This window comes from Oleiagrimonas citrea (genome assembly GCF_012395255.1).
GTDB lineage: Bacteria > Pseudomonadota > Gammaproteobacteria > Xanthomonadales > Rhodanobacteraceae > Oleiagrimonas > Oleiagrimonas citrea.
This window is the reverse complement of sequence record NZ_JAAZQD010000001.1, coordinates 457,173-483,936: the sequence shown is the minus strand read 5'-3', so window position 1 is coordinate 483,936 and position 26,764 is coordinate 457,173. Positions and strand designations below refer to the sequence as shown.

At 65.5% G+C, this 26,764-nt stretch carries 29 protein-coding genes and 1 riboswitch; of the genes, 14 read left to right on the top strand and 15 right to left on the bottom strand.

Annotated elements, in window-relative coordinates:
- Positions 1-18 precede the first annotated feature (18 nt).
- Positions 19-1,083, top strand: coding sequence for an NAD(P)H-dependent flavin oxidoreductase (locus HF690_RS02050; protein ID WP_168608274.1), 1,065 nt, complete (start codon positions 19-21; stop codon positions 1,081-1,083).
- Between the two features lie 20 nt (positions 1,084-1,103).
- On the opposite strand, the gene HF690_RS02045 is transcribed toward HF690_RS02050, so the two are convergent.
- From HF690_RS02045 to HF690_RS02020, 6 genes are all read right to left on the bottom strand, one after another.
- Complete coding sequence (locus tag HF690_RS02045) at positions 1,104-1,709, bottom strand: glutathione S-transferase N-terminal domain-containing protein (protein WP_168608273.1); 606 nt, start codon at positions 1,707-1,709, stop codon at positions 1,104-1,106.
- Positions 1,710-1,716: 7 nt separating this feature from the next.
- Positions 1,717-2,121 carry a YidH family protein gene (locus HF690_RS02040; RefSeq protein ID WP_113065855.1) on the bottom strand — a complete coding sequence of 135 codons (405 nt, stop codon included), beginning with the start codon at positions 2,119-2,121 and terminating at the stop codon, positions 1,717-1,719.
- A gap of 28 nt (positions 2,122-2,149) precedes the next feature.
- Positions 2,150-3,175: a C13 family peptidase gene (locus HF690_RS02035; protein WP_168608272.1), complete on the bottom strand. Its 1,026-nt coding sequence runs from the start codon at positions 3,173-3,175 to the stop codon at positions 2,150-2,152.
- A gap of 1 nt (position 3,176) precedes the next feature.
- Positions 3,177-3,863: an acireductone synthase gene (gene mtnC / locus HF690_RS02030; protein ID WP_168608271.1), complete on the bottom strand. Its 687-nt coding sequence runs from the start codon at positions 3,861-3,863 to the stop codon at positions 3,177-3,179.
- A 69-nt stretch (positions 3,864-3,932) separates the two neighbouring features.
- Complete coding sequence (locus HF690_RS02025; RefSeq protein ID WP_113065858.1) at positions 3,933-4,496, bottom strand: 1,2-dihydroxy-3-keto-5-methylthiopentene dioxygenase; 564 nt, start codon at positions 4,494-4,496, stop codon at positions 3,933-3,935.
- Positions 4,493-5,137: a methylthioribulose 1-phosphate dehydratase gene (locus tag HF690_RS02020; protein ID WP_168608270.1), complete on the bottom strand. Its 645-nt coding sequence runs from the start codon at positions 5,135-5,137 to the stop codon at positions 4,493-4,495. Before HF690_RS02020 ends, HF690_RS02025 begins: the two co-directional genes overlap by 4 nt.
- 174 nt (positions 5,138-5,311) lie before the next feature.
- On the opposite strand from HF690_RS02020, the gene HF690_RS02015 reads away from it, so the two are divergent.
- Positions 5,312-5,647 (top strand): high-potential iron-sulfur protein, encoded by a 336-nt coding sequence (locus HF690_RS02015; protein WP_205300780.1) that lies wholly within the window; start codon positions 5,312-5,314, stop codon positions 5,645-5,647.
- Positions 5,648-6,068: 421 nt separating this feature from the next.
- On the opposite strand, the gene HF690_RS02010 is transcribed toward HF690_RS02015, so the two are convergent.
- Complete coding sequence (locus tag HF690_RS02010) at positions 6,069-7,535, bottom strand: amino acid permease (protein WP_168608269.1); 1,467 nt, start codon at positions 7,533-7,535, stop codon at positions 6,069-6,071.
- A 76-nt stretch (positions 7,536-7,611) separates the two neighbouring features.
- Complete coding sequence (locus tag HF690_RS02005) at positions 7,612-9,060, bottom strand: amino acid permease (RefSeq protein WP_168608268.1); 1,449 nt, start codon at positions 9,058-9,060, stop codon at positions 7,612-7,614.
- A gap of 208 nt (positions 9,061-9,268) precedes the next feature.
- On the opposite strand from HF690_RS02005, the gene HF690_RS02000 reads away from it, so the two are divergent.
- Positions 9,269-9,838 (top strand): NUDIX hydrolase, encoded by a 570-nt coding sequence (locus tag HF690_RS02000; RefSeq protein WP_168608267.1) that lies wholly within the window; start codon positions 9,269-9,271, stop codon positions 9,836-9,838.
- A gap of 9 nt (positions 9,839-9,847) precedes the next feature.
- Here the strand turns inward: HF690_RS02000 and pnuC are convergent, their stop codons facing one another.
- The 3 genes from pnuC to HF690_RS01985 all read right to left on the bottom strand — a co-directional run bounded on the left by pnuC (position 9,848) and on the right by HF690_RS01985 (position 14,129).
- Positions 9,848-10,441, bottom strand: coding sequence for a nicotinamide riboside transporter PnuC (gene pnuC, locus HF690_RS01995; protein WP_168608516.1), 594 nt, complete (start codon positions 10,439-10,441; stop codon positions 9,848-9,850).
- Positions 10,442-10,648: 207 nt separating this feature from the next.
- Positions 10,649-12,814 (bottom strand): TonB-dependent siderophore receptor, encoded by a 2,166-nt coding sequence (locus HF690_RS01990; protein WP_168608266.1) that lies wholly within the window; start codon positions 12,812-12,814, stop codon positions 10,649-10,651.
- A 56-nt stretch (positions 12,815-12,870) separates the two neighbouring features.
- A riboswitch (TPP riboswitch) is annotated at positions 12,871-12,968 on the bottom strand.
- Between the two features lie 45 nt (positions 12,969-13,013).
- Entirely contained in the window at positions 13,014-14,129 is a 1,116-nt protein-coding gene (locus tag HF690_RS01985; RefSeq protein ID WP_168608265.1) for a phosphotransferase enzyme family protein, read from the bottom strand.
- 211 nt (positions 14,130-14,340) lie between these two features.
- On the opposite strand from HF690_RS01985, the gene HF690_RS01980 reads away from it, so the two are divergent.
- Entirely contained in the window at positions 14,341-15,243 is a 903-nt protein-coding gene (locus HF690_RS01980; RefSeq protein ID WP_193568355.1) for an AEC family transporter, read from the top strand.
- A 1-nt stretch (position 15,244) separates the two neighbouring features.
- On the opposite strand, the gene HF690_RS01975 is transcribed toward HF690_RS01980, so the two are convergent.
- Positions 15,245-15,502 (bottom strand): hypothetical protein, encoded by a 258-nt coding sequence (locus tag HF690_RS01975; protein WP_168608264.1) that lies wholly within the window; start codon positions 15,500-15,502, stop codon positions 15,245-15,247.
- Between the two features lie 44 nt (positions 15,503-15,546).
- Between HF690_RS01975 and HF690_RS01970 the strand changes: the two genes are divergently transcribed.
- The 7 genes from HF690_RS01970 (at position 15,547) to rplS (ending at position 20,340) form a co-directional block, all read left to right on the top strand.
- Complete coding sequence (locus HF690_RS01970; protein ID WP_113065866.1) at positions 15,547-15,936, top strand: RNA-binding S4 domain-containing protein; 390 nt, start codon at positions 15,547-15,549, stop codon at positions 15,934-15,936.
- 81 nt (positions 15,937-16,017) lie between these two features.
- Positions 16,018-16,617 (top strand): response regulator, encoded by a 600-nt coding sequence (locus tag HF690_RS01965; RefSeq protein WP_113065867.1) that lies wholly within the window; start codon positions 16,018-16,020, stop codon positions 16,615-16,617.
- Positions 16,618-16,703: 86 nt separating this feature from the next.
- Positions 16,704-18,083, top strand: coding sequence for a signal recognition particle protein (gene ffh, locus HF690_RS01960; RefSeq protein WP_168608263.1), 1,380 nt, complete (start codon positions 16,704-16,706; stop codon positions 18,081-18,083).
- Positions 18,084-18,277: 194 nt separating this feature from the next.
- A complete protein-coding gene (gene rpsP / locus HF690_RS01955; protein WP_113065869.1) occupies positions 18,278-18,535 on the top strand; it encodes a 30S ribosomal protein S16 in 258 nt (85 codons plus the stop codon).
- A gap of 2 nt (positions 18,536-18,537) precedes the next feature.
- Positions 18,538-19,053 carry a ribosome maturation factor RimM gene (gene rimM, locus HF690_RS01950; protein WP_168608262.1) on the top strand — a complete coding sequence of 172 codons (516 nt, stop codon included), beginning with the start codon at positions 18,538-18,540 and terminating at the stop codon, positions 19,051-19,053.
- A gap of 81 nt (positions 19,054-19,134) precedes the next feature.
- Positions 19,135-19,911 (top strand): tRNA (guanosine(37)-N1)-methyltransferase TrmD, encoded by a 777-nt coding sequence (trmD, locus tag HF690_RS01945; protein WP_168608261.1) that lies wholly within the window; start codon positions 19,135-19,137, stop codon positions 19,909-19,911.
- An 18-nt stretch (positions 19,912-19,929) separates the two neighbouring features.
- A complete protein-coding gene (gene rplS, locus HF690_RS01940; protein WP_113065871.1) occupies positions 19,930-20,340 on the top strand; it encodes a 50S ribosomal protein L19 in 411 nt (136 codons plus the stop codon).
- Between the two features lie 77 nt (positions 20,341-20,417).
- On the opposite strand, the gene HF690_RS15255 is transcribed toward rplS, so the two are convergent.
- The 3 genes from HF690_RS15255 to epmB form a co-directional block, all read right to left on the bottom strand.
- The gene (locus HF690_RS15255) at positions 20,418-20,846 is read right to left on the bottom strand and encodes an energy transducer TonB (RefSeq protein ID WP_425495896.1); all 429 of its coding nucleotides are present in this window, start codon (positions 20,844-20,846) and stop codon (positions 20,418-20,420) included.
- 188 nt (positions 20,847-21,034) lie between these two features.
- Positions 21,035-23,092, bottom strand: a complete 2,058-nt coding sequence (locus HF690_RS01930; RefSeq protein ID WP_113065873.1) for a GGDEF/EAL domain-containing response regulator — start codon at positions 23,090-23,092, stop codon at positions 21,035-21,037.
- Positions 23,093-23,237: 145 nt separating this feature from the next.
- Entirely contained in the window at positions 23,238-24,257 is a 1,020-nt protein-coding gene (gene epmB / locus HF690_RS01925; protein WP_168608259.1) for an EF-P beta-lysylation protein EpmB, read from the bottom strand.
- Positions 24,258-24,346: 89 nt separating this feature from the next.
- Between epmB and efp the strand changes: the two genes are divergently transcribed.
- The 3 genes from efp (at position 24,347) to HF690_RS01910 (ending at position 26,738) form a co-directional block, all read left to right on the top strand.
- Entirely contained in the window at positions 24,347-24,913 is a 567-nt protein-coding gene (gene efp, locus HF690_RS01920; RefSeq protein ID WP_113065875.1) for an elongation factor P, read from the top strand.
- Between the two features lie 193 nt (positions 24,914-25,106).
- Positions 25,107-26,438: a TRZ/ATZ family hydrolase gene (locus HF690_RS01915; RefSeq protein WP_113065968.1), complete on the top strand. Its 1,332-nt coding sequence runs from the start codon at positions 25,107-25,109 to the stop codon at positions 26,436-26,438.
- Between the two features lie 45 nt (positions 26,439-26,483).
- The gene (locus HF690_RS01910; protein ID WP_168608258.1) at positions 26,484-26,738 is read left to right on the top strand and encodes a YciI family protein; all 255 of its coding nucleotides are present in this window, start codon (positions 26,484-26,486) and stop codon (positions 26,736-26,738) included.
- Positions 26,739-26,764 lie beyond the last annotated feature (26 nt).

The window sequence follows — 26,764 nt, the reverse complement described above, 5'->3', positions numbered from 1 at the left end:
GTCGAAGAAGGAATGACGATGCATGCCTACGAGCGCGTGACGCGCCTGCTGGGGATCGAATACCCCATCATCCAGGCGCCGATGGCGGGCGTGACGACGCCGCAACTGGCCGCAGCCGTGAGCGATGCCGGGGCACTGGGTTCATTGGGCATCGGCGCCAGTTCGTGTGTGAAGGCGCAGGCGCAGATCGAGGCAGTGCGCGCGCTCACGAGTCGACCGTTCAACATCAATGTGTTCTGCCATGCTCCGGCGCGGCGCGATCCCGAGATTGAACGGGCGTGGCTGGCGTATCTCGCGCCGCTGTTCGCCGAGGCCGATGCCGAACCGCCGGCCGCGCTGGAGGAAATCTACACGACGTTCCTGCAGGCACAGGATGTGCAGGCCCTGCTGCTGGAACAGCGACCCGCCGTGGTCAGCTTCCATTTCGGATTGCCCGATGACGCCTTCCTGGCGTCTCTGCGCCGGGCTGGCGTCCGCACACTGGCAACGGCGACCTGTCTCGACGAAGCGCATCGGATCGAACAGGCCGGTATCGACGCCGTGGTGGCGCAGGGCTTCGAGGCGGGTGGTCACCGCGGCGTGTTCGATCTGCAGGCACGGGATATGGAGCAGTCCACGGCCGAACTGGTGGAACTTCTGGTGCGTGAGCTTAAGATTCCGGTGATCGCCGCCGGTGGTCTCATGGACGGTCACGATATCCGGGCGATGCTGGAGAAAGGTGCTTCGGGCGTGCAGTTGGGTACGGCATTCGTCGCGTGTCCGGAGTCGGCCGCCGACGCGGCGTATCGCTCTGCGCTGCTGGATGCACAAGGGCGCGAGACGCGCATGACTTCGGTCCTGTCCGGCCGGCCCGCGCGTGGTTTCGTCAATCGGCTGGTGCGGCACGGCGAGGCGTCGGGCCATGCGACGGTCCCCGATTATCCGGTCACGTACGATGGCACCAAGCGACTCAACGCGGCCGCGCGTGCCCGAGGCATCGATGATTTTGTCGTGCGCTGGGCCGGTCAGGGTGCCGCTCGTGCGCGGGCGATGCCCGCCGCGGATCTGGTGCAGCGCCTGGTCACGGAGTGGCGACGCGGCTGATCGTGCGCGTCGCTGTCGTGTCACGCCGGAGGCGGTGCCGTGTCGCGGACCGACGGTCGCTGTGCAGCCCATTCCATCCACGTAGCGAGTTTCGGCGCGTGCCTGCGCCAGTCCAGCTCGGGCTGGCGAAAATCCAGATAGCCGAGTGCGCAGGCCACACCGATGCTGTCCAAGTGGAAGTGGACGGTGCTGGCATGGAAACGGCTGTTCAGCGCTTCGATGCCTCGCATCAGGGATTGCGTGCGTCGCTCGATCATGGGCGCGCTGCGCATCGCCGGCGGACGGCGGTCTTCGAGCACCAGAAACACCGTGTATTCGAGCAGGGTCTGCGCCAGGGCGGCGATGGCTTCGGCGTGGGTGCGCGCCTGCGGGTCGTGCGGCCACAGCGGCGGCTGCGGGAAGGCGCGGTCGAGCCAGCCGAGGATGGTGTCGCTGTCGGTCAGCGCCAGGCCGTCGTCCAGTTGCAGCGCAGGCACCTGCGACAGCGGGTTGGTGGCGGTGAGCGTGCCGTCATCGTTCCACGGGTCGACCACGATCTGTTCGATCCGCTGGGCAAGTCCTTTCTCGGCCAGGCCGATGCGGACCTTGCGTGCGAAGGGAGAGGTCAGACTGACATAGAGTTTCATGGTGGCCTCAGGGCAGAACGGCAGTCAGCAGCACGATCAGCGCAGTGCCGAACGCGGCCAGCAACAGCGCGAACAGCGCGCCCATGTGCAGGCTGGGACCCAGCGTGGTGCTGCGCTGGTTTCGATAACCGCGAGCGAAATGCAGGTAACGGATGCCTGCCGCCAGCGTCATCAGCACGCCCATGCCGACCAGGATCGAGCCGCCCCAGGTCGACAGCATGCGTGGATACAGCGGCGAATGCGCGCCCGAGGTCGGGAGGCGATGCAGGATCAGGCCGAAGCGGTCGATGACGAAACCCAGCGCCATCAGGGATAGCGCCGTGCGGATCCAGGCGGACAGCGTGCGTTCGGCGGCCAGGACCACCAGCTTGCGCGACAGTTCGAGGGACGTCTCTTGGTGTTCGTCGGACATGGCGTGCTCCGCGCCTGGGCAGGACTGTCTACCGTAGGCCGGGTTCCGCAGTGCGGCAAGCGTCGTGATGGTCGCACGTGGCGCGGGCGCTTCCCGCCGGAGCGAATGCGAGCGGTTTTCCAACGCGAATCTGCGAGCGCCACGCCGCGAGTCGTGCGCGGATGCCGGCGTCGGCCTCGATCTGCGGGGCCGAGGGCGTCAGTCCGTCGCGCTTTTCCCAGCCGGCGATGCGCTTGCGCGCCATGCCGAAGGCGGCGATCAGGTTGTCGGTGCGGTTCAGTGCGTGCGCTAGGAAGGCGTCGCCGAAATAGGTGATGTCCGATTCGCTGCCGCAGCCGAACGAGCTGCGGTCTTTGCGCGCGGCGGTCATGACCAGCGTGCCCGGTCCCTTCAGCGGCGGCACGAAGCCGCCGGAGTAGCAGGCGTTGACGACCACCACCTTCCAGCGGAAGGGGTGCTCGGCGAGGATGCCGGCCAGGTCCTTCGTGCCGATCTGATCCAGCGGCATCGGGTCCATGTCGACCAGCAGATAGTGATCGGCGCTGCCGTGGCTGGTCAGGTACAGAACCAGAATGTCCTGTTTCGGATCCATGACCCGGTGCACGGCGGCCAGGGCCTGTTCCAGGTTGCTCCAGGTCGCCAGCGGCGCGCGTTGCAGCGTGGCCGGGTTGTTCTCCAGCACCAGCGTGTGGCCGTCCGCGTCGAAGCGCTGGGCGAACAGCCGGGCCGCGTATTCGGCTTCGTTGCGGAACACGTTCTCGCTGCCGTCGCCGGCGAAGGCGATCAGGTACAGGTCGATTTTGTGCGGATCCTGCGGTTTCAGTCGTGCGATGGCCTGGCGCATCAGGCGTGGCTGCGCGTACATCACCTGTTCCGGCGTGGGGCCATTCTCGGGCCAGTGTGCCCACGGATCGGGCGCGCTGGCCGGTGCCGTCTGCGCGGGTTTCGGTGGTGCTGGCGTCTGCGCCAGAGCACGGGTGATGAGATGCGATGCGCCGACGGCGAGCAGCGCGCCGACGGCGCCGATCAGCAGTCCGCGCAGACGCATGCGCATGTCACACCTCGACGGCGTCGAAGTCGGCCACGCACGGATGCGTCGCCGACGCGGAACAAGTCTCGGGTGGGCGGCACAGCTGCGTGGTGCGCATGCCGGCGGCGCGCGCGGCGTCGAGTTCGGCCGTCACGTCGGACAGGAACAGGACGTGTTCCCCCGTTTCTCCGACCGCTTCGAGAATGCGGACATAGGATTCCGTTTCGCGCTTGGGGCCGGTGCGGGTATCGAAGTAGCCGCTGAACAGCGGCGTCAGATCGCCGGCTTCGCTGTGGCCGAACAGCAGCTTCTGTGCGTCGACCGAGCCGGACGAGTACACGTACAGGCGGATGCCGGCCTTGTGCCAGGCGCGCAGGCGATCGGCGACTTCGGGATAGACGTGGCCAAGGTAGTCGCCGCTGGCGTAGCCTTCGGCCCAGATCAGTCCCTGCAGTGCCTTCAGCGACGTGGCCTTGCGGTCGCTGTCGATCCAGCCGATCAGCAGATCGATGACTTCGTTGCGCGAGGCCTCGATGAAGCCGGCTTCGCGCGCGGCCTCGCTGAGCCAGTGCTGGACTTCGGGCTTGTCGGCATGTGTTTCGACGAAGGCCGGAAGACGCTTGCGCGCATAGGGAAACAGCACCTCGTGCACGAAGCGGATCGAACTGGTGGTGCCTTCGATGTCGGTGACGATGACGCGTGTGTCGGACATGGTGTGCGCGTAGAGGAATGTGCGGCGAGCATAGCGCTTCGCCGCCCTCGGCGTCTCGCGCGAGGGCGGTCAGCCGGTCGCCGATGCGTGCGGGGTCATGCGCGGGAAGCGCTCGGCGATGTCCTCGCCGGTGAAGTTCGCGACCCAGCCTTCCGGGTTGGTGAACAGGCGGATGGCGACGAAGTACGGCGCCTCGCTCATGTCGAACCAGTGCCGGGTGCCGTCGGGCACGCCGATCAGGTCGCCGGCTTCGCACAGCACCTCGTACACCTTGCCCTCGATGTGCAGGGTGAACTGGCCCGCGCCGGCGACGAAGAAGCGCACCTCGTCCTCGCTGTGCGTGTGCTCGTCCAGGAACTTCTTGCGCAGCGTGGCGCGATCGGGATGGTCCGGATGCAGGCTGATGACGTCGACGGCGCGATAGCCCTCGCTGGTCATCAGGCGGTCGATGTCGTCGCGGTAGGCGGCGATGACGTCGTCGGGCGCTGCGCCCGGCGCGATTGGGTGCGCGGCTTCCCATTGCTCGAAACGGACGCCGACGTTGCCCAGTTCGCGGGCGATCCCGGCATGGTCGAGATACTCGGAGAGCGCGGTCTCGCCACGGTTCTCGTCGTAGATGCGCAGACGGCTCATGAAGACAGTCTCCTCAGGTCCAGCTCGCAGCCGAGCAGGAATTCCAGTGCTTCCAGATGACGGCGCGCTTCGTCCATGCTGCGCCCCCAGGTGTACAGGCCGTGGCCGTCGATCAGGTAGGCGTGCAGCGGCCGGCCGGTGTCCAGCCAGGCATCGATGCGCGCCGTCAGTTCGGGCATGTGCTGGGTGTTCGGGAACACCGGGATATCCAGTGTGCTTTCGTGTGTGGTGTGGCCGCTGATGGCTTTCTGCAGTTCCCAGCCCTGCAGGCGCACGCGGCCCTCGCGGCCGAACAGGCGCGAGGCCACGCTCTGCGTGCGCGAATGCGTGTGCAACACGGCGCGTGTATCCGGGAATCGGCGGTAGATCTGCGTGTGCAGCGCGGTTTCGGCGGACGGACGCCGTTCGGTGGCGACCGGATGGTCGTGCAGGTCCACGACCATGATGTCGTCGCTGCCCAGGCGTCCCTTGTCGCGGCCCGACACCGTGATGGCGACGTGGTCGCCGTCGTCCATGCGCATCGAGAAGTTACTGCTGGTGGCCGGTGTCCAGCCCATGGCGGCGAACTCGCGCGCAGCATCGGCAATGGCCGCGGCGCAGGCGGAAAATTGCTCGGGATCGTAGGCGGGGAGAGCGTTCATGTAGGCAATTTGGCCGTCCAAACAGGCGGCGATCATAGCATGCGCATTCGGTGCGGAAAGGCGGAATGCAAGCCATTCTCACCGTTCAGGACACGCGTGAAAACTCGGTGTACTATCGGCTTGTTCACGGTGTGACGACTGCCGTTCACGTCTTTATCCCAGCGAGGTGTAACGATGACTAGCAAGGACTCCATGATCGAATCCCGGCGCCGTTTCCTGAAGGCCGCGGCGGGAACCGCAGCCGTGGCCGCCGTGGCCGGCATCATGCCGCGTCTTGCGCGCGCTGCCGATCTTCCGCATCTGTCGCCGTCCGATCCCACCGCGCAGGCACTGGGGTACGTCGAGGACAACACCAAGACCACGAACCCGAAGCACAAGGCCGGCGACGACTGCACCAACTGCCAGTTCTACCAGGGCAAGGCGGGCGCCGCTTGGGGGCCGTGCCAACTGTTCCCGGGCAAGGACGTCAACGCCAAGGGCTGGTGCGTGTCGCATCAACCGAAGGCCTGACGGCCGACGCGCTCCTCGCGCGTCACTCATGGTTACTCGCGAAGGCCGGCTTGTCCGGCCTTCGTCGTGTCTGCGATCGGGGTGTAGGTCGCCGTCGTGGAGTTCCTCGCACGCAGGCGTGTTCGCATCGAAGTGCGATGCAGGAACAGACAAGAAGGGGGTGGCGAATCCGAAAGGTAAGTTGCTGCCCGAGCGCGCCTGGCTGAGGAGCTGACCCGCCAGACGCGCCCGAGCGGCATTCCGGGGCCCACTGCCAAGTGAATAACCCGCGGACTGGGGATGATACTCCCCAGTAGTGGCCGCAGCCAGTTATCGTTGTGTTAAATCGGGCCTGAATTTTTATTCCGCTTTTAAATCATATCTTTGCGCATGATTCATGAGAGTTTTTCTAACTTTGATCGTTCCGTGCGCATGCGTATGTTCAGGGGCGCTCCGGTGCTCCCACAGGCCGCCGAAGCCGGCTGTGGCGGTAGCCGAAGCCGAAATAGATCGCCAGGCCGATCATGGTCCACACGCCCATAAGGGTCCAGTTGAACCAGTTCATCTGCGACAGCAGGAACAGGCAGCTGAGCACGCCGGCCGAGCACATCACGTGCGCCCACGGGACGCGGAAAGTGCGCTTCAGGTCCGGCGCGGTGTAGCGCAGGATCAGCACGCCCGCGCAGACGGCAGTGAAGGCGATCAGCGTGCCCATTGAGGTCAGATCGGCCAGCAGGTCCAGCGGGAAGATCGCCGCCAGCGCGGCGATGCCGAAGCCGGTGATCAGGGTGTTGATGTGTGGCGTGCGGTAGCGCGGGTGCACCTTGGCGAACACCTTCGGCAGCATGCCGTCGCGCGCCATGATCATGAAAATGCGCGGTTGCGCGATGATCATCACCAGGATCACCGAGGACAGGCCGATCAGCGCGCCGACTTCGACCAGCGGACGCAGCCAGTTCAGTTCGGAGTGGCCGCGAATCGCGGTGATGACCGGATCGGCCGTATCGAGCACCGAGTACGGCACCAGGCCCGTCATGACGGCGGCCATACCCAGATAGAGCAGCGTGCACAGCACCAGCGAGACGATGATGCCGAAAGGCAGGTCGCGCTGTGGATTCTTGCATTCCTGCGCCGCCGTCGAGGTGGCCTCGAAGCCGATATAGGCGAAGAACACCATCGCCGCGCCGCGGAAGATGCCGGACCAGCCGTATTTGTCGTGGCCTTGCGATTCCGGAATGAACGGGTGCCAGTGGGATGTGTCGACGTAGCGCGCGCCGGCGACAATGATGGCCAGGATCAGGCCGACCTTGAGCACCACCATGAACGCGTTGAGCCCCGAGGATTCGCGGATGCCGATGTAGCACAGCCAGGTCAGCGCCAGCACGATGGCCACGGCGGGCAGGTTGAACAGTGCGCCGGTGCTCACCAGATGGCCGTCGGTGAAGGCCAGCGGCGCGTTGGTCAGCGCCGCGGGCAGCTGGATGCCGAAGAAGTCGTGCAGCATGCTGCTGAAGTAGCCGGTCCAGCTGGTGGCGACCGCGGAGGCCGAGATGCCGTATTCCAGCACCATGTTCCAGCCGATGAACCAGGCCACGATCTCGCCCAGCGTGGCGTAGGCGTAGGAGTAGGAGCTGCCCGAGATCGGGATCAGGGTGGCGAACTCGGCGTAGCAAAGCGCCGAGAAGCCGCTGCAGATCGCGGCCAGGATGAACGAGATCAGCACGGCCGGTCCGGCGTGTTCGGCCGCCGCGGTGCCGGTGACCACGAAGATGCCTGTGCCGATCACGGCGCCGATACCCAGGGCGGTGATGCCCCACGGTCCCAGCGTGCGCCGGAGTCCCGGACCGTGCGTGTCGTCGTCGTCGCGGAACGAGGTCTTGCGGGCGAACAGCTGGTGCAGTACGGACATGGCGATACCGGGTCGGGCAAATGTGCGGAAGCGTCAAATCACGACGCCGGCGCAAAGGCCGGCGTCGTGACGGACATCAGGACGATTGCGCGTTGCGCAACTTGCTGTGCTTGTAACCGTAGCTGAAGTAGACCACGAAGCCGATGACGGTCCAGACCAGAAGAATCAGCCAGTTGCGAAGCGGCATGATCCAGATCAGCGCCAGACAGGCGAGCACGCCCAGCGGGCACACGACGATCGCCAGCGGCACGCGGAACGAGCGCTTCAGTTCCGGCTGGGTGTAGCGCAGGATCAGCACGCCGGCCGACACCGTGGCGAAGGCCACCAGGGTACCCATCGACACCACGTCGCCGAGCAGGCTGATCGGCAGGAACGCGGCCATGACGGCGGCGATCACGGCGACGATCACCGTGGCGCGATGCGGGGTGCGGAACTTAGGATGCACCTTGCCGAAGGTCTTCGGCAGCAGGCCGTCGTTGGCCATGGCGTAGAAGATGCGCGGCTGGCCCATCATCATCACCAGGATCACCGTGCTCAGACCGGCGATGGCGGCCAGTTCGGCAGCGGTCTTCAGCCAGGCCAGCTGCGGGACCGCGGCCAGCGCGGTGGCGACCGGCTCGGCGGTGCCGAGCTTGGTGTAGGGCAGCATGCCGGTCAGCACCGCGGCCATGGCGATGTACAGCAGCGTGCAGATGAACAACGAGCCCATGATGCCGATCGGCATGTCGCGCTGCGGGTTCTTCACTTCCTGCGCCGCGGTGGAGACCGCGTCGAAACCGATGTAGGCGAAGAACACGATCGAGGCGCCGCGGAACACGCCCGACCAGCCGTAGATGCCCGGACCCTGGTTGGGCGGGATGAACGGATGCCAGTTGTCCGGGTGAACGTAGTGCGCGCCGAAGATCACCACCAGCAGCACCACGCCGACCTTCAGCGCCACGATGACGGCGTTGACCGTGGCCGACTCCTTGATGCCGCGGTAGCACAGCATGGCGATGGCGCCGATGATCAGCACCGCCGGCAGGTTGAACCAAGCGCCGGTCCAGACGAACTGCTCTTGCTTGAACGTGAAAGGAGCCGAGCGCAGTACTGCCGGGAGATGCAGGCCATGATCGTCGAGGAAACTCAATGTGTAGCCAGCCCAGCCGACCGCCACCGTGGAGGCGGCGAACAGGTATTCCAGCACCAGGCTCCAGCCGACGAACCAGGCGACGGCCTCGCCCAGCGTGGAATAGGTGTAGCTGTAGGCGCTGCCGGAGACCGGAATCATCGCCGAGAATTCGGCGTAGCACAGGGCGGCGAAGGCGCAGGCGATGCCGGCGAACACGAAGCTGAGGATGATCGCCGGGCCGGCATGCTCGGCGGCCGCCGTGCCGGTGATGACGAAGATACCTGCGCCGATCACGGCGCCGATGCCCAGCATGATGAGGTGTCGCCAGTTGAGCGTGCGGGCCAGCTCGACTTCTTCGCCGGCGACGACGTGCGGCTCGGCATGCACCGGCTTGGTGATGAACAGGTTCTTCATTGGATGGTGGTCTCCCCGGGTAAGCACGACGACGCAAGCCAGGCTGCGCCTGCTTCATTCTTGTCTGCGCATACTGACACGTTGCGCAGCAAAGCCGACGTACCATGCCAAACTCCCGATACCCGTACAAGGACAGAAGTCATGCCTGCCCCGCGCTTGCCGGCGGCGAATGGAACGGGCAGGCTGCCCGATTTGCCAGGCGGACCTCATGCCTCACGACCTCGACGATCTGCGCGCGGCCCTGCGCGCCCATGCCGATGAACAGGCCGATCACGACACGGCTGCGCTGTTCCTGACCCTGGTCGAAGACGGCGTGCATGCTTTCGAGCGGACGCGCCTGCAAGGGCATTTCACGGCGTCGTGCTGGCTGGTCAGCCGAGACGGTCGTCGTGCGCTGCTGATGCATCACCGCAAGCTCGATCGCTGGTTGCAGCCGGGTGGCCACGCCGACGGCGACGTCGATCTGGCGCGCGTGGCGCTGCGCGAGGCGGAAGAGGAAACCGGCGTGCCGGGTCTCGCCGTGGAGGGCGGCATCTACGATCTCGATCGCCATCGCATTCCTGCGCGCGGCACCGAGCCCGAGCACTGGCACTACGACGTGCGCTATGTGGTTCGGGCCGGCGACGACGAGCGATTCACGCTCAATGAGGAGTCGCACGCGCTGGCCTGGCGCGACGTCATCGAGATCGCCGCCGACGTTTCGCTGGACGACTCCCTGCGTCGGATGGCGAAGCGCTGGCTGCAGCGCCCGGACGCGAGCGCGTCCGGAGAACATTGAGCGGCTGAACTACGGAACGTCGGGCGCGCAGACCGATTGCGGCGCCGAAGCCTGTTCGACTTGTTGCCAGGCGCGCAGGCCTATCACGGCCAGGCCGACGAAAACCGCATACAGCGCCGAGGTGATGTACAGATCCTTGTAGATGTATTCGCCGATGTAGATGGTGTCGACGACGATCCACAACCACCAGGCCGCCGTGTGGCGGCGGTCCTGCCAGTACTGCGCGACCAGGCTGAAAGCGGTCAGGGCGGCGTCCAGCCAGGGCAGGGAGGCATCGGTGTAGCGATGCATGGTCCAGCCCAGAAGCACGGCGCCGACCGCGCCAACCAACGCGCTGATCCATGCGCGCCGCGATGGCAGCGGCGCGATACGCACGCGGCCATCGTCGTCCAGATTGCGGATCCAGCGCACCCAGCCGTACAGGATGAAGCCGGCGAAGAGGATCTGCAGCAGCGTGTCCGAATACAGCTGCGCCCGCACGAAGATCCAGGCATAGACGATCACCGACAGCATGCCGATCGGGAAGCTCAGCATGCGTCGTCGTGCGGTCAGCCAGACGGCCCAGATGCTGAGGGCCGAGCCGAGCAGTTCCATCCAGGTCATGGTCATCGGCAGCGCTTCCGTTTCACCTGCGCACGCGCGGCATCAGGCAGAGGGCGCAGTCCGCGCGCTCGGCTGGAGCGCCGCGCGGACTGTCGGGACGGGCGCGTTGCGGACAACGCGCCACGGGTTTCGTGCATGACGTTCCACCACTCGGCCCCGGCATGTCGCGAAGCCGCTGGTGTCCGTGGCTGTGTCGAGCGGATCACCTCAGAAATCCCAGGTGACCGACAACCGTGCCCGGCGCGGCGCGCTCGGGAACAGGTAGTAGTCGCCGAAGGCGCTGCCGGTGTCGCGCCAGTAGAAGCGGTCGAACACGTTGTTCACGATCAGTCGCCAGGTCAGCGCGTGGTCCATGAAGCGGCCACGGTAGCGCAGGCCGGCATCGAACACGTTGTAGGCGCTGACGCGAGTGCGGTCGTCGGCGGTGGCGGCCTTGGCTCCGCTGTATCGCCAGCCGCCGAGCAGAGTCAGCTTCGGCAGTGCCGGCAGCGTGTATTCCGCGAACACCGAGGTGCGCAGCGCCGGCACGTTGACGACCTGGTGGCCTTCGTACGATGGCGTGCCGGTGTTCTGCGCGCGGGCGCGCAGCCAGGCGGCGCTGGCATCGATGCGCAGGTGGTCGGTCACCTGGCCGTGCGCGCCCAGTTCGAGACCGCTGTGCACGGCCTGGCCGCGCTGCACGAAGGTATAGCCGGCGGCAGAGGTGTCCGGCTGCGCGAACTGGTAGGGGCGGCGGATACGGAACAGCGCGGCGCTCAGCGACACGCCTTCGTCGGTGTCGATCTTCACGCCCGTTTCAATCTGGCGCGACAACAGGGGTGGCAGGATCTCGCCGTCATTGCTAGTCCAGTAGGGGGCTTCCTGGCCCAGCGAGAGGCTCTCGCTGTAGCTGACGTAGCCGGTCAGGGCATCGGTCGGCTGCCACAGCACGGCGGCTTGCGGCAGGGTCTGGTTGAGGCGCGTGTGGCGCTCGGGCGCGCCGGCACTGTCGTAGGCGCGCTCGTCCAGGCGCAGGAAGCGCGCGCCGGCCAGCACCTGCCAGTGGTCACCGAACTGCACGCGGTCCTGCGCCAGCGCGGAACGCTGCCAGCTGGTCAGGCGGCGCGCGGACGGGCCGGGCTGATTCGGCGACGGTGCATACACCGGCGGATTGCGCTGATCGATGTTGGCGCTGCCGACGTAGTCGTACACGTCCGGCCGCTGATCGACGGTGCGGCGGAAGGCGTCCACGCCCAGGCTCAGGGTGTGGCGCAGGGCACCGGTCTCGACGTGGCCGATCAGGGTCGCCTTGGCCTCGTCGTTGTTGCGGGTGTCGTCCGGGCTGCGGTAGTCGTAGATGTCGTAGTCGCCGTTCGGCGCGAAGTAGTTGCCGGGCGTGGCGCCGCTGGCGCAGGCGGCGGTGTAGAAGCAGCCGTAGGCGAAGGCGACGTTGTCCTGGATCACGCTGCGGCTATGGCCGGCGGCCAGGCGCAGCTTCCATTGATCGCTGAAGTGGTAGTCCAGTCGTGCGCTGGTGTTGCTGGATTGGATGCCGACCGGCTGCTGCCATGGTTCGTAGCCCAGCATCTGGGTGCGACTGGGGTGGGGCGGAAGCATGGTGCCGCCGAGCAACTGGTAACCGGAGACCGAGCGCTGCGCGACGGTCTGGTAGTCGCTGTCCAGGCGCAGCACGACGCGGTCGCTGATCTTCCAGTCCGCGGCCAGCGCGTAGAAGTTGCGGCGGCCGTCGGCATGGTCGACGTAGCTGTGGATGCCTTCCCAGGCGCCGTTGAAGCGCAGTCCGAAGGTCGGCGTCAGCCAGCCTCCCAGGTCGACGGCGGTGTAGCGGGAGCCGTGCGAGTCGGTGCCCAGCGTCACGCTGCGAACGTTCGCCGGGCGCTTGGTGACGAAGTTGACCACGCCGCCCGGCGCGACCACGCCGGCGTCGAGGCCGGCCAGGCCTTTCAGTACCTGCACACTCTGCTTGTTCTCCAAGCCGAAGCGCTGCGCGCCGGCGACGGTCAGGTCGTTGATGCGGAAGCCGGTGGCCAGGTCGAGCGCGTAGCCGCGGATGGTGGTGTCCTGGTAGTAGCCGACCGACGCATAGCTGTCGCCCATCGAGGCGTCGAGCTTGGCCAGGTCGCTGATGCTGCGTGGCTGGCGGTCGTCGAGCTGACGGCGGTCGATGGTGGCGACGCTGGCCGGGGTGTCGTGCAGCGACGCGCCGTCGAGGCTTCCCACGCTGGCACCGTGCTGCTCCGGCGCGGCGCTCACGCTGACCGGAGCCAGCGGTGTGGCCGAAGATTGCGCGGAGGCCGGATCCTGCGCGTGGGCGGTGACGCCGGCAGCGAGCAGGGCGAGGAAGAGGGCGGTGCGGGAAGCGTTTCGGGACATGGTCGGCTCGTCGGTTCTGTGGACACGAAGCGACGGCGACCGCGCAGTCCGGACGGACTGCGCCTGTCGAAGCTCCCTACGCCGGTACCAACCGGATCAGGTTCCAAGGGACTCTCTCAGCCCGGCCGAACGCCAGGCACCCCCGCTTCACGAAGACGCGTATTGGAACATGGATCGATCGACAGGCAAAGCGCGCGGCCTATCCGGCATGGCGGATGGCGTCCAGAAGCGCCTGCGCCGGAGGGCTGTCGAACCAGCGCGCGTGCCCCAGCAAAAAGGTCTCGTAGGCCACATCGGCATCGGACGTCGAGCCGGTGATGGTGTGGAAGTATTCGACTTCCGACAGGGCGAAGTCGAGGTGCACCAGTGGCAGCATTTCGGCCAGGATGTGCAGGTCACGGTGGTCCAGTCGAGCGACTTGCGCGTAGCCTTCGATGAGCGCGCGGGCGGTGTCGATGAAGACGGCATCGTGGCCGTGCTCCAGTTCCAGCCAGGCAATGGCGTTGCGCTCGATGGCCGTGGCGAGATCGAACAAGGCGCTGGTCGGCGAGCACAGGCCGAAATCGAGTACCGAGGCGACGGAGTCGTCCTCGCGCCAGCACAGATTGGACGCGTGCCAGTCGTTGTGTGTCCACAGGCGCGGCACATCGCGGAGCAGTGGCTGCAGGCGCGCGTGGCGCGGCATGATCCAGCGCGCGAAATCGTCGCGCCAGGGGCGTGGGCGCAGATACCCGGCCAGACCCGGGCGGTCATCGAACTGACGTGCCAGCGCGGCCACCGGATCGTCGGTGCGTAGCAGGTCGTCGCGCGCCACCAGGATGTGGGTGCTGCGTTGCTGCGCGTGATAGTCCATGGCGGCGCGATGCACTTGCGCGAGCATGGCGCCGGCCGCACGGGCATGATCGAGCCGATGCAGCGGCGACCATGAAATCGCCTCGCGGTATCGATCCTTGCCCTCCGCGCGGGCGTGCACTTCGTACACCCAGTCGCCGTGGACATGGACGCTGCGCCCGGCGCTGTCTTCGAAAATGCGGGGAATCGGCACTTCGCGTGCGCGCAGGTGCGCAATGAAATGATGCTCTTCGCCCAGCGTCGTCGGCGTGCGCACGCTGCGGTGATGGCGCTTGACGAAAACCGTTCCGTCGGCTGTTGGCACCAATGCCGCAGCCGACAGCGGGCGCGGGCTGCGCCAGGTCGCATCGCCTACGCCTTCGAATCCATAGGCCGACAGGACGCGGACGATCTCGTCGTGCGTCAGTGCGGGCCAGTCGGGCGCGACATCGTCGTTGGCCAGGCCATGGACTAGGTGGCTCATGGAATCGGAGGCGTTCAGTGCAAGCGATGATTATCCCGGATACATCATCCGCTGGGGAGGGCGCGCTGCTCATCCGTCATGACGGGTTCAGGGGCGGCGCGGGGGGCTATCTCGCGAATCGGCAGTCTGCCGGTTGGCGAGGGCATTTTTTCAGTTTGGCGTGAGTTCGGCCATGATGTTCAATGTCGGGCTTTGTTGAGATGGATGGGCCATGGGCGCGTTGCTTCTCCTGTTTGCATGTCTGCTGCTCGGCGTGGCGATCGCGCGCTGGGCGCATCCGCCCGAGGGCATGGCGCGCGCGCTGAACTGGTGGGTGCTGTACGTGGCGCTGCCGGCGATTGTCCTCGAACTGATTCCGAAGCTGCACTTCCAGGCCGCGCTGTGGTTTCCGGTCGCGGCTTCCTGGCTGGTGTTTTTCGGCGCCTGGGCGCTGTTCGAAGGCATCGGCCGCTGGCGCGGCTGGTCGCGTGCGCGCATCGGCACGCTGGTGCTGGTCTGCGGGCTGGGCAACACCAGCTTCATGGGCTATCCGCTGTTGCATGCGCTGCACGGCGAGGAAGGGCTGAAGCTGGCGATCGTCGCCGATCAGTTGGGCACGTTTCCCTTGTTGGCCTCGGCAGCCATCGTGGTGGCTTCACTCTATGCGGGCCGCAAGCCCAGAGCGCACCACGTGCTGCGCAAGATCTTCACCTTTCCCGCATTTCTGGCCCTGTTGGCGGGCATGGTCGTGGGGCAGCTGGGCGGTTGGCCGTCGGTCGTCGATGAAATGCTATCGCCCATCGGCGCGACGCTGACGCCGTTGGCGCTGTTCGCCGTCGGCATGCAGTTTCATCTGGGCGGTGTGCGCGGTCAGGCGGGCGTGATGGCAGGAGGGCTGGGCTGGAAGCTGCTGGCGGGGCCGTTGCTCTGCCTGGCACTGGGGCTGGCCACCGGTCTGCATGGTCTGGTGTTGACCGTGGGTGTGCTGGAGGCGGCGATGGCGCCGATGATTTCGGCGGCGATCCTGGTCAGCGAGTACGAACTGGACACCGATCTGGCCAACAGCATTCTGGGACTCGGCATTGTGTTGTCGCTGTTGACCGTGCCCCTCGGAGACTGGTTGCTGACAGGCTGAGTCAGTCGTCGCGTTGCCGATCCCGGATCGCTTCGAAATGTGCCTTGGCCTGTTGCAGGCCGCACGCGTACTTCTTGCGGATCGCTTTGATCGCTTCGATAGTCTTGCCCTCGCGCACCAGCTGCTCGATGTCCGTGTCGGTCATCGGCGATGTCGGTGGCGAGAGCGTCCTGTCGTTGTGGCTGCGCAGCCATTTCAGTATGGCACCGGCCAGCGGCAGGGCCACGATCAGCCATTTGAGATCGAAACCGAGGTCCATCGTCGCCTCCTGGTATCCGAGTCGCGATCCAGCATAATCGAGACATGACCGAAGCGAACAGTGAATCGGTGCGTGCGGACCAGTGGTTGTGGGCGGCGCGCTTCTTCAAGACCCGACGTCTGAGCCGGGAGGCCATTGATGGCGGCAAGATCGAGCACAATGGCGGGCCGTGCAAGCCCTCGCGCTCGATCAAGGTCGGCGACCGCCTGCGTGTGACGCGCGGAGAGGAGCGGTTCGATGTCGAGGTGCTGGGACTCTCGGCCGTCCGAGGGCCGGCGCGGGTGGCGCAGACGCTGTACCGCGAAACTGAGGAGAGCCGCGAGGCGCGCGAAGAACAGCGGGAATTGCGTCGTTTCTCGCGCCCGGTTGCACCACAGGGGAAGCCCGACAAGCAGGCCCGGCGGCAATTGCGCCGCATCAAGGAACAGGGCTGACGGCCTCGTTCGCATGTCCGATTGCGCCTTGTTGCACAGGCACGCACACTGAACCTAGGAATCCGGATGGGAGGCAGGAACATGACAGCGATGAATATGTTCCGACGCCTGTTGGGTGGCCAAGCCGAGCGCCGTCAGGAATCACGGGTGCAGGCCGAGGCAGGCGCGTGCGTGATGGTGGTCGATGACTCTTCGACCATTCGCGCGGTACTGGCCAAGTTGCTCATCCAGGACGGCTATGCCGTGTTGCCGGTTGAGAGTGGCGAGCAGGCGCTGGAACTGGCGCGCAGCGAGCGTCCGGCGCTGATCTTCCTCGACATCGTGCTGCCGGGCATGAATGGTTTCATGGTGCTGCGCACGCTGCGCCACGACGAACGCACCCGCGACATTCCCATCGTCATGATCAGCGGCAACGCACAGGCCACCGAGCAGTTCTATGTGCAGCGCTTCGGCGCCGACGATTTCATGAAGAAGCCATTCGGTCGTGCCGAGGTGTTCGATCGCATTCGTCGACTGGTCGAATCCGGACGCATGGTCGCGCGGCAGGAAAGCGTCAGCGCGGCGGCCGTATCGAGCATGTCGGAAGAGGAGATGGCCGCCATCCCCGATGTGGCGATGCCCGATCCGGAAGATGTGGGTGGCGTGGATGGCGGGATGCGCGACGAAGCGCCGCGCGTCTGAACGGGCGTTCGGGTGTGATGCAGGCGTGCGGCGTACTTCGGCTTTAGTCCGTTATACTGGGCGTTTCCGGCACGCAAGTCCGTCCCATGTTCGAATCGCTTAGTCAACGCCTTTCTTCCACCGTCCAGCGCTTGCGCGGACGCGGTCGCCTGACCGAGGAAAATATCCAGGAGAGCCTGCGCGAGGTGCGCATCGCGTTGCTGGAGGCCGATGTGGCCCTGCCGGTGGTGCAGGCCCTGATCGACCGCGTGAAAATGCGCGCCGTTGGCCAGGAAGTCCTCAAAAGCCTGACTCCAGGCCAGGCCTTGGTGAAGGTGGTCAGCGACGAACTGACCGCGCTGATGGGGCAGAACAACGAGGCGCTGGACCTGGCTGCGCAGCCGCCGGCCGTCGTATTGATGGCGGGTCTGCAGGGCGCGGGCAAGACCACCACGGTGGCCAAGCTGGCGCGCCTGCTGAGCGAGCGTCAGAAGAAGAAAGTCATGGTGGTCAGCTGCGACGTCTATCGTCCGGCTGCCATCGAGCAGCTGAAGACGCTGGCCGGTCAGGTCGGCGTGAGCTTCTTCCCGTCCGAGGCGGGGCAGAATCCGGTCGATATCGCCAACGACGCCGTGGCAGCCGCCAGGCGCGAGTTGGCCGACGTGCTGATCGTCGATACCGCCGGCCGTCTGCACGTCGACGAGAAGATGATGGAGGAGATCCAGCGCCTGCATGCCGCGCTGGATCCGGTCGAGACCCTGTTCACGGTCGACGCCATGACCGGTCAGGACGCGGCCAACACCGCCAAGGCCTTCGCCGACGCGCTGCCGCTGACCGGCGTGGTGCTGACCAAGACCGACGGCGATGCCCGCGGCGGTGCGGCGCTGTCGGTGCGCTACATCACCGGCAAGCCGATCAAATTCCTCGGCGCCGGCGAGAAGACCGATGCGCTGGAGCCCTTCCATCCGGATCGTGTGGCGCAGCGTATTCTCGGCATGGGCGACGTGCTCAGTCTGGTCGAGGAAGTCGAGCGCAAGGTCGACCACGAGAAAGCACAGAAGCTCGCCAAGAAGGTCATCAAGGGCAAGCGCTTCGATCTGGTCGACATGCGCGATCAGCTCGAGCAGATGATGAACATGGGTGGCCTGGCCGGACTCATGGACAAGATGCCGGGCATGGGTCAGCTTCCCGAGGCGGTGAAGCAGAAGGCCAACGACGGCGAGATCAAGCGCATGATCGCGATCATCAATTCGATGACGCAGAAGGAACGCCGTCATCCGGACCTGCTCAAGGGTTCGCGCAAGGCGCGTGTGGCGCGTGGTTCCGGTACGCAGCCGGCCGATGTCAATCGCCTGTTGAAGCAGTACATGCAGATGTCGAAGATGATGTCCAAGTTCGGCAAGGGCAAAGGCAAGGGCCTGATGCGCCAGATGCGCGGCGCCATGAAGGGCATGGGCGGGGGCGGCGGCATGCCACCCATGCGCTGAGGCGTACAAGAAAAGAGCGGAATGGGCGGGCCGGGCCGGGCGAGACATCCGGCTTACGCCTTTCACCTTTTCTGCATGTGTCTTTTCTTGCCCCTAAGGTCTTTCTTTTTCGAGTTTTTCCGCTAAAATGTCGCGTTTACTACGCACCGTCGCGTGCGGCTGCCGGGTGTCCGGCAACTTCGGAGTTGAAATCAATGGTTAAGATTCGTCTTGCGCGCGGCGGCGCCAAGGGCCGTCCGTTCTATCACATCGTCGTGACCGATCAGCGCAACAAGCGTGACGGCCGCAACATTGAGCGTCTGGGCTACTACAATCCGGTGGCTTCCGGCGCCGACAAGCGTCTGGAGCTGGACGTGGACAAGGTCAACACCTGGGTGTCCAAGGGCGCGCAGATGTCGGACAAGGTTCGCGCTCTGCTGAAGGAAGCCGGTAAGCAGCAGGCTGCTGCCTGAGCATGACCGGTGCCGGTCGACGCGTCCCTGTGGGGCGCATCGTCGGGCTGTCGGGCGTACGCGGCGCGGTCAAGCTGGAATCCTGGACCGATCCGCGCACGCGCATCTTCGATTACCAGCCCTGGCTGCTTGTGAAAGCGCCGGGTGAGGAAACGGAGGTGGAAGGCGTCACGGGACGCGAGCAGGGCAAGGGCATTGTCGCCGTCTTGCCTGGCGTTGAAGGCCGTGAGCAGGCCGCCGAATGGATCGGCAGCGACATCCTCGTTCCACGCGAGGCGCTGCCGGAACCGGAGGATGGCGCGTACTACTGGTGCGACCTGGAGGGACTCGAGGTCGTGACCGTGCAAGGCGTCCCGCTGGGGCGTGTGCAACATCTTTTCGCGACTGGTGCCAACGATGTCATGGTGGTGCGCGGTGGCGGCAAGGAACATCTGGTTCCGTTCGTGCAGGAAACCTACGTGGTTTCCGTCGACCTCGAAGCCAAGCGCATCGAAGTCGACTGGGACCCCGATTTCTGACGAGCGGGATGGAACGACGCGGCGCATGCGCCGCAGCAGACGGTAGAAGGCGGCACGTGGCTGCCGGGGCGGTGGGACGACATGCGGATCGACGTCATCACACTGTTTCCCGATTTCGTCCGGCAGTGCAGCGGAGTCGGCGTGGTCGGGCGGGCGCAGCAGCGGGGCCTGCTTCAGGTGGAAACCTGGAATCCGCGCGATTTCGCCACCGACAACTACCGTACCGTGGACGGACGCACCTTTGGTGGCGGTCCGGGCATGGTGATGATGATCGAACCGTTGCGCGCGCTGTTCGGCGCGTTGCGGGAAGCGTCGGATGAACCGGCGCATGTGGTCTACCTCAGCCCGCAGGGAGCGCGGCTGACGCAGGACAGGGTGTGCAAGCTGGCCGCCAGGCCGCGCGTGGCACTGCTCTGCGGGCGCTACGAGGGCGTGGACGAACGCCTGCTGGCGCACGAGGTGGATGAGGAGATTTCCGTCGGCGACTACGTGTTGTCCGGCGGCGAGCTGGCCGCGGCGGTGGTGATCGATGCCGTGGGTCGGTTGCAGGACGGCGCATTGAACGATGCGCAGTCGGCGCAGCAGGACTCGTTCTCGGACGGTCTGCTGGACTGCCCCCATTACACGCGGCCGGAGACGGATGCGTTGGGGACGGTGCCGCCGGTGCTGCTGGGCGGGGATCACGCGGCCATTCGCCGTTGGCGCCGCAAGCAGTCACTGGGTCGGACCTGGCTGCGTCGGCCCGACCTGCTGGCGCAGTGCGTGCTGGATGAGGAGTCCCGCGCATTGCTGGACGAATTCCGTCGTGAGTATTTCGCGACACAACAACTTGAGGCCGGGACCGGGCCCCAGGACTGAAAACATCGGTGGTATGCCATGAACAAGATCATTGAACAGTTCGAATCCGAGCAGATGACCCGCAAGCTGCCGGACTTCGGCCCCGGCGACACCGTCGTGGTCAACGTGAAGGTGAAGGAAGGCAACCGCGAGCGCGTGCAGGCGTTCGAGGGCGTCGTCATCGCCAAGCGCAACCGCGGCCTGCATTCGGCCTTCACTGTGCGCAAGATGTCGCACGGCACCGGCGTCGAGCGCGTGTTCCAGTCGCACAGCGCGCAGATCGACTCCGTGCAGGTCAAGCGCAAGGGCAAGGTGCGCGGCGCCAAGCTGTACCACCTGCGTGGTCTGGAAGGTAAGGCCGCACGCATCAAGGAAGACATCGCTGCCGCCCAGGCTGCCAAGGCTGCGGCCAAGGCCGAAGCTGCCGCAAACGCTGCCGCTTCCGAGTAAACGATTGTCCGCATTTGTGCGGAAAAGGCCGCGCAGCATCGCTGCGCGGCCTTTTCGTATTTGTCGGGAGATTCCGTCTAGTTCCCTGAGTGCTGGTGCTTGTCGAAGTAAAAGCGGATGGGAACCTTGATCCAGACGGTTATGGGGCGACCTTTGTCGTCGGTAGCTGGTGCGTAATGCCAGCGCTTGACTGCCTGCAGTGCCGATTCGACCAGGGATGGGTCGGTTCGGGTTGGCTCTGCGCGCACGGCCGTTACCGCACCATCGGCGCCGATTCTGGCCAGTACGACCACGGTCCCCTCAATGTGATGCCTGAGCGCATGGATCGGGTAGACAGGCGGCGTTCTGCGCTGAAGAACAGGTTGGGTGGAAGTTGGGTTGGAAACAGTTCGTTCCGGGCTCGAGTTCTGGGCCCGTGCCAGGAAAAGGCTTCCCGCGAGCCATATTCCAAGAAATAACGTTCCCCGGCTGCACCAGGTCTTCGGTGATGCAAGACGATGTCTCATCATGACCCCCTGATTGATCTGCACCGTTTTGGCGCCAGACTGGATCAGTCTATCCGAGGAATCGATGTCGAGCCGTCGTCGCTCGTGGCGACGCGAGCCCAGTACTGGGTGGCCAGCACTGGCATCCGCCCCAAGGGCGCGGAGCAGATTTTCTGCATGGGATGACGAAGTGAGGGGTCGTCCTGGGATCAGGCCATGTCGTAGGCGATGATCTTTTCCGGTTCCTGCAGGAAGTTGCCTTGCACGAAATCCACGCCACAGGCGAACAGCAGCGGTGTGCTGGCGGCGTCCTCGACCCATTCGGCCACGGTCAGCTTGCCGGCTTTCTGCGCCTTGATGCAGATTTCGGCGATCTTGTCGCGGTTCTCTGGATTCTGCGTCAGCTTGCTCATGAAGCTGCGATCGATCTTCAGGTAGTCCGCGTCGACGTGCTGCAGAACCTGGAAGGAATTGAGGCCCGAGCCGAATTGCTCCATGGCGAACTGGGCACCCGTTTCCTTCAGCGCGTTGACGAAATCCTGCGCCGGTTTCAGCGTGGTCAGCACTTTGCTCTCGGGCATCTCGATCACCAGTGAGCCGGGACGGATGTTTGCGTCGGCGATACGCTTGGACAGCCAGGGCATCAGGGATGGGTCCTGCAGCGACTGCGGCGAGAGCTTGACGAAGTAGGTTGCGATCCGCTTCTCGCGGGCGCACTCCACCAGCATGTCGATCACCTGGCCCAGCACCCAGCGGTCGATTTTCGGCATCAGCCCTGCATGCTCGGCGACCGGCAGGAAGTAGCGTGGCAGGACCTCTCCATTGGGGCCGTTCATGCGCAGCAGGATCTCCGAGAACTCGCCCTCTGCGTCCTGCAGACTGATGATCTGCTGCTGGTAGAGAATGAAGCCGTCGGTCTCGAGCGCTTCCCGCACCAACTCCAGCCAATGCTGTTCGCGGGCGGCTTCTTCTTTTTCGCTGGCGGCGGGGTCGTGAATCTCGCTACGGTGCCCACCCTGGGTTTGCGCGCTGTGCAGCGCGTTGCTGGCCTGCTCCAGCAGTTCGCGTGTGTTGGCGTTCTTTTCACCGAGAAGGGCGCCGCCGACGCTCAGGTTCAGTGTGATGGAGTTCTGCCCCGCCTCGATGATGCCGTCGTCGCCCACGGAGAGCAGCGCGTCGACCAGAGCCTGCACGTCGCTGTCGCTGTGCTCGCGGAGAAGAATGCCAAGGGTGTGGTCGCCGAGGCGTCCGGCGATCTGGTTGTCGGCAAGGCGCTTCTCGATGCGCTCGGCGAGGCCGGCGATCAGCGCGTCGGTATTGGCCAGTCCGATGCCTTCGACGATCGATTTCCAGTTGTCCGGCTCGATCAGCAGCAGCGCCTGATTTCCCGTGCCCTTGGCGGCGTCGCCCACGGCGTCCTCGATCATTTCCAGCATGCGCGAGCGGTTGTACATACCGGTGACACTGTCGCGCTGCAACTGCTCGATCAACTCCGGGCTGACCGCCTTGCGGCGGAAGATGATCTGCAGGCACGGCTCGCCTTCGAAGGTGGCCTGGGCGAACTCGGCCGAGGCGTCGAAGGTTTCACCCTTGCCGTTGACAGCCTTCAGTTCCACGCGCTTGGGTGGCTTCTCTCCGCGTGAGAGGCGCTTCAGCAGAGCCTTGAAGTCGTCGGCGTTCTCGCTGGCGACCATGTCCAGCAGCGTCAGCCCCTCGACTTCGTCGAAGCTGTCATAGCCGAACAGTTCCAGGTAGGCGCGGTTGGCGCGCACATGCATGCCTTCGTGCACATAGGCGATGGCGTCGCGGGAGGAGTCGAGCAGCGCGTCGCAACGGCGTTCGGATTCGCGCAGCGAGGCTTCCAGCTGACGCACTGATCGGCGTGTGCTCAGCGCTGCGAACTCACGCTGGATGACCATCAGCGTCTGCTCGGGTTCCGAACGCAGCGCCACGCTGCGGACCTTGGCGGCGAACAGGGACGAAACGACGTCGTTGTCGATCTCGTCGACGATGCCGGTCAGCGCGAAATCCTTGCCCGTTGCTTCCAGGTGGCGCGCGATTTCGGCGATATCCAGATCGCGAACCCCGGGGTTGACCAGCACCAGGTCCGGCACGAGTTCCTGCAGGGCGTGTTCCAGCTCGGCCTCGTTGGTGGCCCGCGAGGGTCGCACGGCAATGCCGTGATTGCGGAGGAGGCTGATGGTGTGCTCGGCGTTCTCGACCGAATCTTCGATGAACAGGATGCGGATGACGTTGTTCTGCTTCATGCCGGGGGGAGGTGGTCCGTGAGGGCGGCTGCATGCCGCAGTGCATCATGATGCGGTTGTACTCCATTCGTACAACCATTGCCAGCGAGGTTCCACGCTATCAGACATCCATTCGTGGCGCTGCGAACCGTGGAAGAGAACGGCGTCATGGACGCTCGACCGGGCGCTTGGCCGGGTCGCCCGCGACTTCGCGTACCAGGCGAGGCAGCAGGAAACCGGGCAGGCGGTCACGCATGTGGGCGAGAAGCTCCAGGGCGCGCGCATCGTCGATCTCGAAATGCGCGGCTCCCTGGACGCGATCGAGCTGATGCAGGTAGTAGGGCAAAACGCCGCACTCGAACAGCCGCGAGGACAGGTCGCATAGGGTATCGCCGTCGTCGTTGACGCCGCGCAGCAGCACGGACTGGTTGAGCAGGGTCACGCCGGCGGCGCGCAGGCGTGTGCAGGCGGCGGCGACGGTCTCGTCCAGTTCGCGGGCGTGATTGGCGTGAAGCACCACCACTTTCTGCAGGGCGAGACTGTTCAGCCACGCGATCAGCGTGTCGTCGATGCGTTCGGGCAGCACGACTGGCAAGCGTGTGTGCAGCCGCAGTCGGCGCACGTGGGGAAGCGCGTCCAGTTGCGTGGTCAGCTCGGTGAGCTTGGCCGTGGACAGCGCGAGTGGATCGCCACCCGAAAGGATCAGCTCCTCCACGTCCTGGTGCGTTCGAAGATAGTTCAGCGCTTCGCGCCAGCCCGCGGTGGCGGCGATTTCCTCGCCGTACGGGAAGTGGCGGCGGAAGCAGTAGCGGCAGTTGATGGCGCATGCGCCGCTGGCGATGAGCAGGGCGCGACCGCGATACTTGTGCAGTACGCCATGTGCGGAACGGGCATCCATGTCGCCAACGGCGTCGGCGGCGTAGCCCGGCGTCTCGTCGCATTCGGCCAGTTGCGGCAGCACCTGCAGCAGCAGCGGGTCGCGCGGATCGCCATGACGCATGCGGGCGATGAAACTGCGCGGTACGCGCACGGCGAATCCGGCGTCGGCATCGGGCAGCGATTCGGTCAGGGCGTCCAGGCCCAGCAGGTTCAGCAGTTCGCGGGCGTCGGTCACCGATTCGCGCCAGTGGTGGCGCCAGTCCTTGGACGGCGATTGCTGCGCGGACAGGGGGCTTGCGGTTATCATGGGCAGTCTTGGGGGCGGCGTATGACGCGTCGCTCGAAAGGTATTCATTGTAGCCGCGACGCGCGGCTTTTTCGTATCGGAGCAACCGCATGGCCACCTATGGTCTGAACGACGTCAAGAACGGGCTGAAGATTCTGGTCGACGGCGACCCCTACACCATCGTCGAGGCCGACTTCATCAAGCCCGGCAAGGGGCAGGCCTTCACCCGCATCAAGATCCGCAACCTCAAGAACGGCCGCGTGATCGAGAAGACCCTGAAGGCCAACGAGACGGTCGAGGGCGCGGACGTGATCGATACCGACATGCAGTTCCTGTATTCGGACGGCGAGTTCTGGCACTTCATGGAGCCGAACACGTTCGAGCAGCATCAGGCCGACAAGACCGCCATGAGCGAGACCGCACAGTGGCTGAAGGGCGAAGAGGATTGCGTGGTGACACTGTGGAACGGCACGCCGCTGTCGGTGACGCCGCCGAACTTCGTCGAGCTGAAGATCACCGAGACCGATCCCGGCGTGCGCGGCGACACCTCTGGCGGCGGCGGCAAGCCGGCCACGCTGGAGACCGGCGCCGTGGTCCGCGTGCCGCTGTTCGTCAACCAGGACGAGATCATCAAGGTCGATACCCGCAGCGGTGAGTATGTCAGCCGCGTGAAGTGACGTATCCGCGCCGCGGTTTCGGCCTGCGGCGCGATCATGCCTGCCCGGCGCGGAGCCGGGATGTTCCCGCGCAGCATGCGGTCCGGTCGCGATCGGCATGCTGCGCGACAAGTCGATCCGGCCCTGCCGGCGACGCACCGATCCGGTGGCTTCGGCAGGGCAGTTCCCATCGCATGCCCTTGCCGAGGTGCCCGTGAACGAAACCGCAGCCCAACCTATCGACCTGCTGATCGAAGCCCGCTGGGTCGTGCCGGTGGAGCCGCACGGCGTGGTGCTCGAGAACCATGCCGTGGCGGTGCAGGGCGATGCCATCGTCGGTCTGCTGCCCACTGAGGAGGCCCGTGCGGCCTACGTGCCGAAGCAGACCGTGACGCTGCCGGCGCACGCCCTGATTCCCGGCCTGGTCAACGCGCACACGCACAACCCGATGACGTTGCTGCGCGGCCTGGCCGACGACCTGCCGCTGATGACCTGGCTGGAGGAACACATCTGGCCGGTCGAGGGCAAGGTGATGGGGCCGGAATTCATCCGCGACGGCGTCGAGCTGGCCATTGCCGAGATGCTGCGCGGCGGCACCACCTGCGCCAACGAGAACTATTTCTTCCCGGACACCATCGCCGCGACCTACAAGCATCACGGCTTCCGTGCCGTGGTCGGTCTGCCGGTGATCGAGTTTCCCAGTCCGTGGGCCAAGACGCGCGACGAGTATTTCGAGCGGGCACTGGCCGTGCACGATGAACTGCGTGGCAGCGAACTGCTGACCACCGCCTTCGTGCCGCATGCTCCGTATACCGTCTCGGATGACAGCTTCGAGCGCATCCGCGTGCTCGCCGACCAGCTCGACATCCCGGTGCATCTGCATCTGCACGAGACGCAGAAGGAAGTCGACGACGCCAAGCGCGAGAGCGGTCTGCGACCGTTCCAGCGTCTGCAGAAGCTGGGGCTGGTCAACGACCGGCTGATCGCCGTGCACATGACGGCCGTGACGGACGCCGAGATCGCCGCCTGTGCAGAAGCGAACGTGTCCGTGGTGCACTGCCCGGAGTCGAACCTGAAGCTGGCGTCCGGCTTCTGTCCGGCGGAAAAATTCCGGCAGGCCGGCGTGAATCTCGCCATCGGCACCGACGGTTGCGCGTCCAACAACGATCTCGACATGTTCGGCGAGATGCGTACCGCGGCGCAGTTGGCCAAGGCCGTGGCCCAGAAGGCGGATGCCTTCGATGCCACCTTTGCATTGCGTGCGGCGACGCTCAACGGCGCCAAGGCGATGGGGCTGGGCGAATGCATCGGTTCCATCGAGGTCGGCAAGCAGGCCGATCTGGCGGCGGTGCGCCTGGATGCGCTGGAATCGCAGCCGCTCTACGACATCGCTTCGCAGCTGGTCTACGCCACCGGCCGCCATCAGGTCAGCGACGTCTGGATTGCCGGTCAGCGCAGGCTGGCCGACCGCGAGCCTGTCGGCATGGACATCCCCGATCTGCTCGGGCGCGTGCGTGCCTGGCGTGAGCGCATCGCGGCCATCTGATCCCTTGCGGGCATATAGACTCCGCACTTTCTGTCCCCGAACGCCATGAATCGCTACCTCGTTTTGACGCTCCGCAACCCGCAGTTCGATCCCGACATGATCGATCCGCACTATGCCTTTCTCGATCGTTTGCGCGAGCAGGGGCGCCTGGAGCTGGCCGGTCCGTTCGGCGATGGGACGGGTGGTGCCTATCTGCTGCACGCCGGGGATATCGACGAAGCGACGGCCATGGCACATGAGGATCCCCTGCATCGTTCCGGATCCTCGACAGTGACCGTGCGCGAATGGGCGGCGAAGTAAGATTCGTCGTCATGCACCTTACGGAG

Bases quoted from the DNA above. Each gene is read 5' to 3' on its own strand.
- HF690_RS02050 (WP_168608274.1), top strand. From the start codon at position 19: ATGCATGCCTACGAGCGCGTGACGCGCCTGCTGGGGATCGAATACCCC.
- HF690_RS02045 (WP_168608273.1), bottom strand. From the start codon at position 1,709: ATGAAACTCTATGTCAGTCTGACCTCTCCCTTCGCACGCAAGGTCCGC.
- HF690_RS02040 (WP_113065855.1), bottom strand. From the start codon at position 2,121: ATGTCCGACGAACACCAAGAGACGTCCCTCGAACTGTCGCGCAAGCTG.
- HF690_RS02035 (WP_168608272.1), bottom strand. From the start codon at position 3,175: ATGCGCATGCGTCTGCGCGGACTGCTGATCGGCGCCGTCGGCGCGCTG.
- mtnC (WP_168608271.1), bottom strand. From the start codon at position 3,863: ATGTCCGACACACGCGTCATCGTCACCGACATCGAAGGCACCACCAGT.
- HF690_RS02025 (WP_113065858.1), bottom strand. From the start codon at position 4,496: ATGAGCCGTCTGCGCATCTACGACGAGAACCGTGGCGAGACCGCGCTC.
- HF690_RS02020 (WP_168608270.1), bottom strand. From the start codon at position 5,137: ATGAACGCTCTCCCCGCCTACGATCCCGAGCAATTTTCCGCCTGCGCC.
- HF690_RS02015 (WP_205300780.1), top strand. From the start codon at position 5,312: ATGACTAGCAAGGACTCCATGATCGAATCCCGGCGCCGTTTCCTGAAG.
- HF690_RS02010 (WP_168608269.1), bottom strand. From the start codon at position 7,535: ATGTCCGTACTGCACCAGCTGTTCGCCCGCAAGACCTCGTTCCGCGAC.
- HF690_RS02005 (WP_168608268.1), bottom strand. From the start codon at position 9,060: ATGAAGAACCTGTTCATCACCAAGCCGGTGCATGCCGAGCCGCACGTC.
- HF690_RS02000 (WP_168608267.1), top strand. From the start codon at position 9,269: ATGCCTCACGACCTCGACGATCTGCGCGCGGCCCTGCGCGCCCATGCC.
- pnuC (WP_168608516.1), bottom strand. From the start codon at position 10,441: ATGACCTGGATGGAACTGCTCGGCTCGGCCCTCAGCATCTGGGCCGTC.
- HF690_RS01990 (WP_168608266.1), bottom strand. From the start codon at position 12,814: ATGTCCCGAAACGCTTCCCGCACCGCCCTCTTCCTCGCCCTGCTCGCT.
- HF690_RS01985 (WP_168608265.1), bottom strand. From the start codon at position 14,129: ATGAGCCACCTAGTCCATGGCCTGGCCAACGACGATGTCGCGCCCGAC.
- HF690_RS01980 (WP_193568355.1), top strand. From the start codon at position 14,341: ATGGGCGCGTTGCTTCTCCTGTTTGCATGTCTGCTGCTCGGCGTGGCG.
- HF690_RS01975 (WP_168608264.1), bottom strand. From the start codon at position 15,502: ATGGACCTCGGTTTCGATCTCAAATGGCTGATCGTGGCCCTGCCGCTG.
- HF690_RS01970 (WP_113065866.1), top strand. From the start codon at position 15,547: ATGACCGAAGCGAACAGTGAATCGGTGCGTGCGGACCAGTGGTTGTGG.
- HF690_RS01965 (WP_113065867.1), top strand. From the start codon at position 16,018: ATGACAGCGATGAATATGTTCCGACGCCTGTTGGGTGGCCAAGCCGAG.
- ffh (WP_168608263.1), top strand. From the start codon at position 16,704: ATGTTCGAATCGCTTAGTCAACGCCTTTCTTCCACCGTCCAGCGCTTG.
- rpsP (WP_113065869.1), top strand. From the start codon at position 18,278: ATGGTTAAGATTCGTCTTGCGCGCGGCGGCGCCAAGGGCCGTCCGTTC.
- rimM (WP_168608262.1), top strand. From the start codon at position 18,538: ATGACCGGTGCCGGTCGACGCGTCCCTGTGGGGCGCATCGTCGGGCTG.
- trmD (WP_168608261.1), top strand. From the start codon at position 19,135: ATGCGGATCGACGTCATCACACTGTTTCCCGATTTCGTCCGGCAGTGC.
- rplS (WP_113065871.1), top strand. From the start codon at position 19,930: ATGAACAAGATCATTGAACAGTTCGAATCCGAGCAGATGACCCGCAAG.
- HF690_RS15255 (WP_425495896.1), bottom strand. From the start codon at position 20,846: ATGAGACATCGTCTTGCATCACCGAAGACCTGGTGCAGCCGGGGAACG.
- HF690_RS01930 (WP_113065873.1), bottom strand. From the start codon at position 23,092: ATGAAGCAGAACAACGTCATCCGCATCCTGTTCATCGAAGATTCGGTC.
- epmB (WP_168608259.1), bottom strand. From the start codon at position 24,257: ATGATAACCGCAAGCCCCCTGTCCGCGCAGCAATCGCCGTCCAAGGAC.
- efp (WP_113065875.1), top strand. From the start codon at position 24,347: ATGGCCACCTATGGTCTGAACGACGTCAAGAACGGGCTGAAGATTCTG.
- HF690_RS01910 (WP_168608258.1), top strand. From the start codon at position 26,484: ATGAATCGCTACCTCGTTTTGACGCTCCGCAACCCGCAGTTCGATCCC.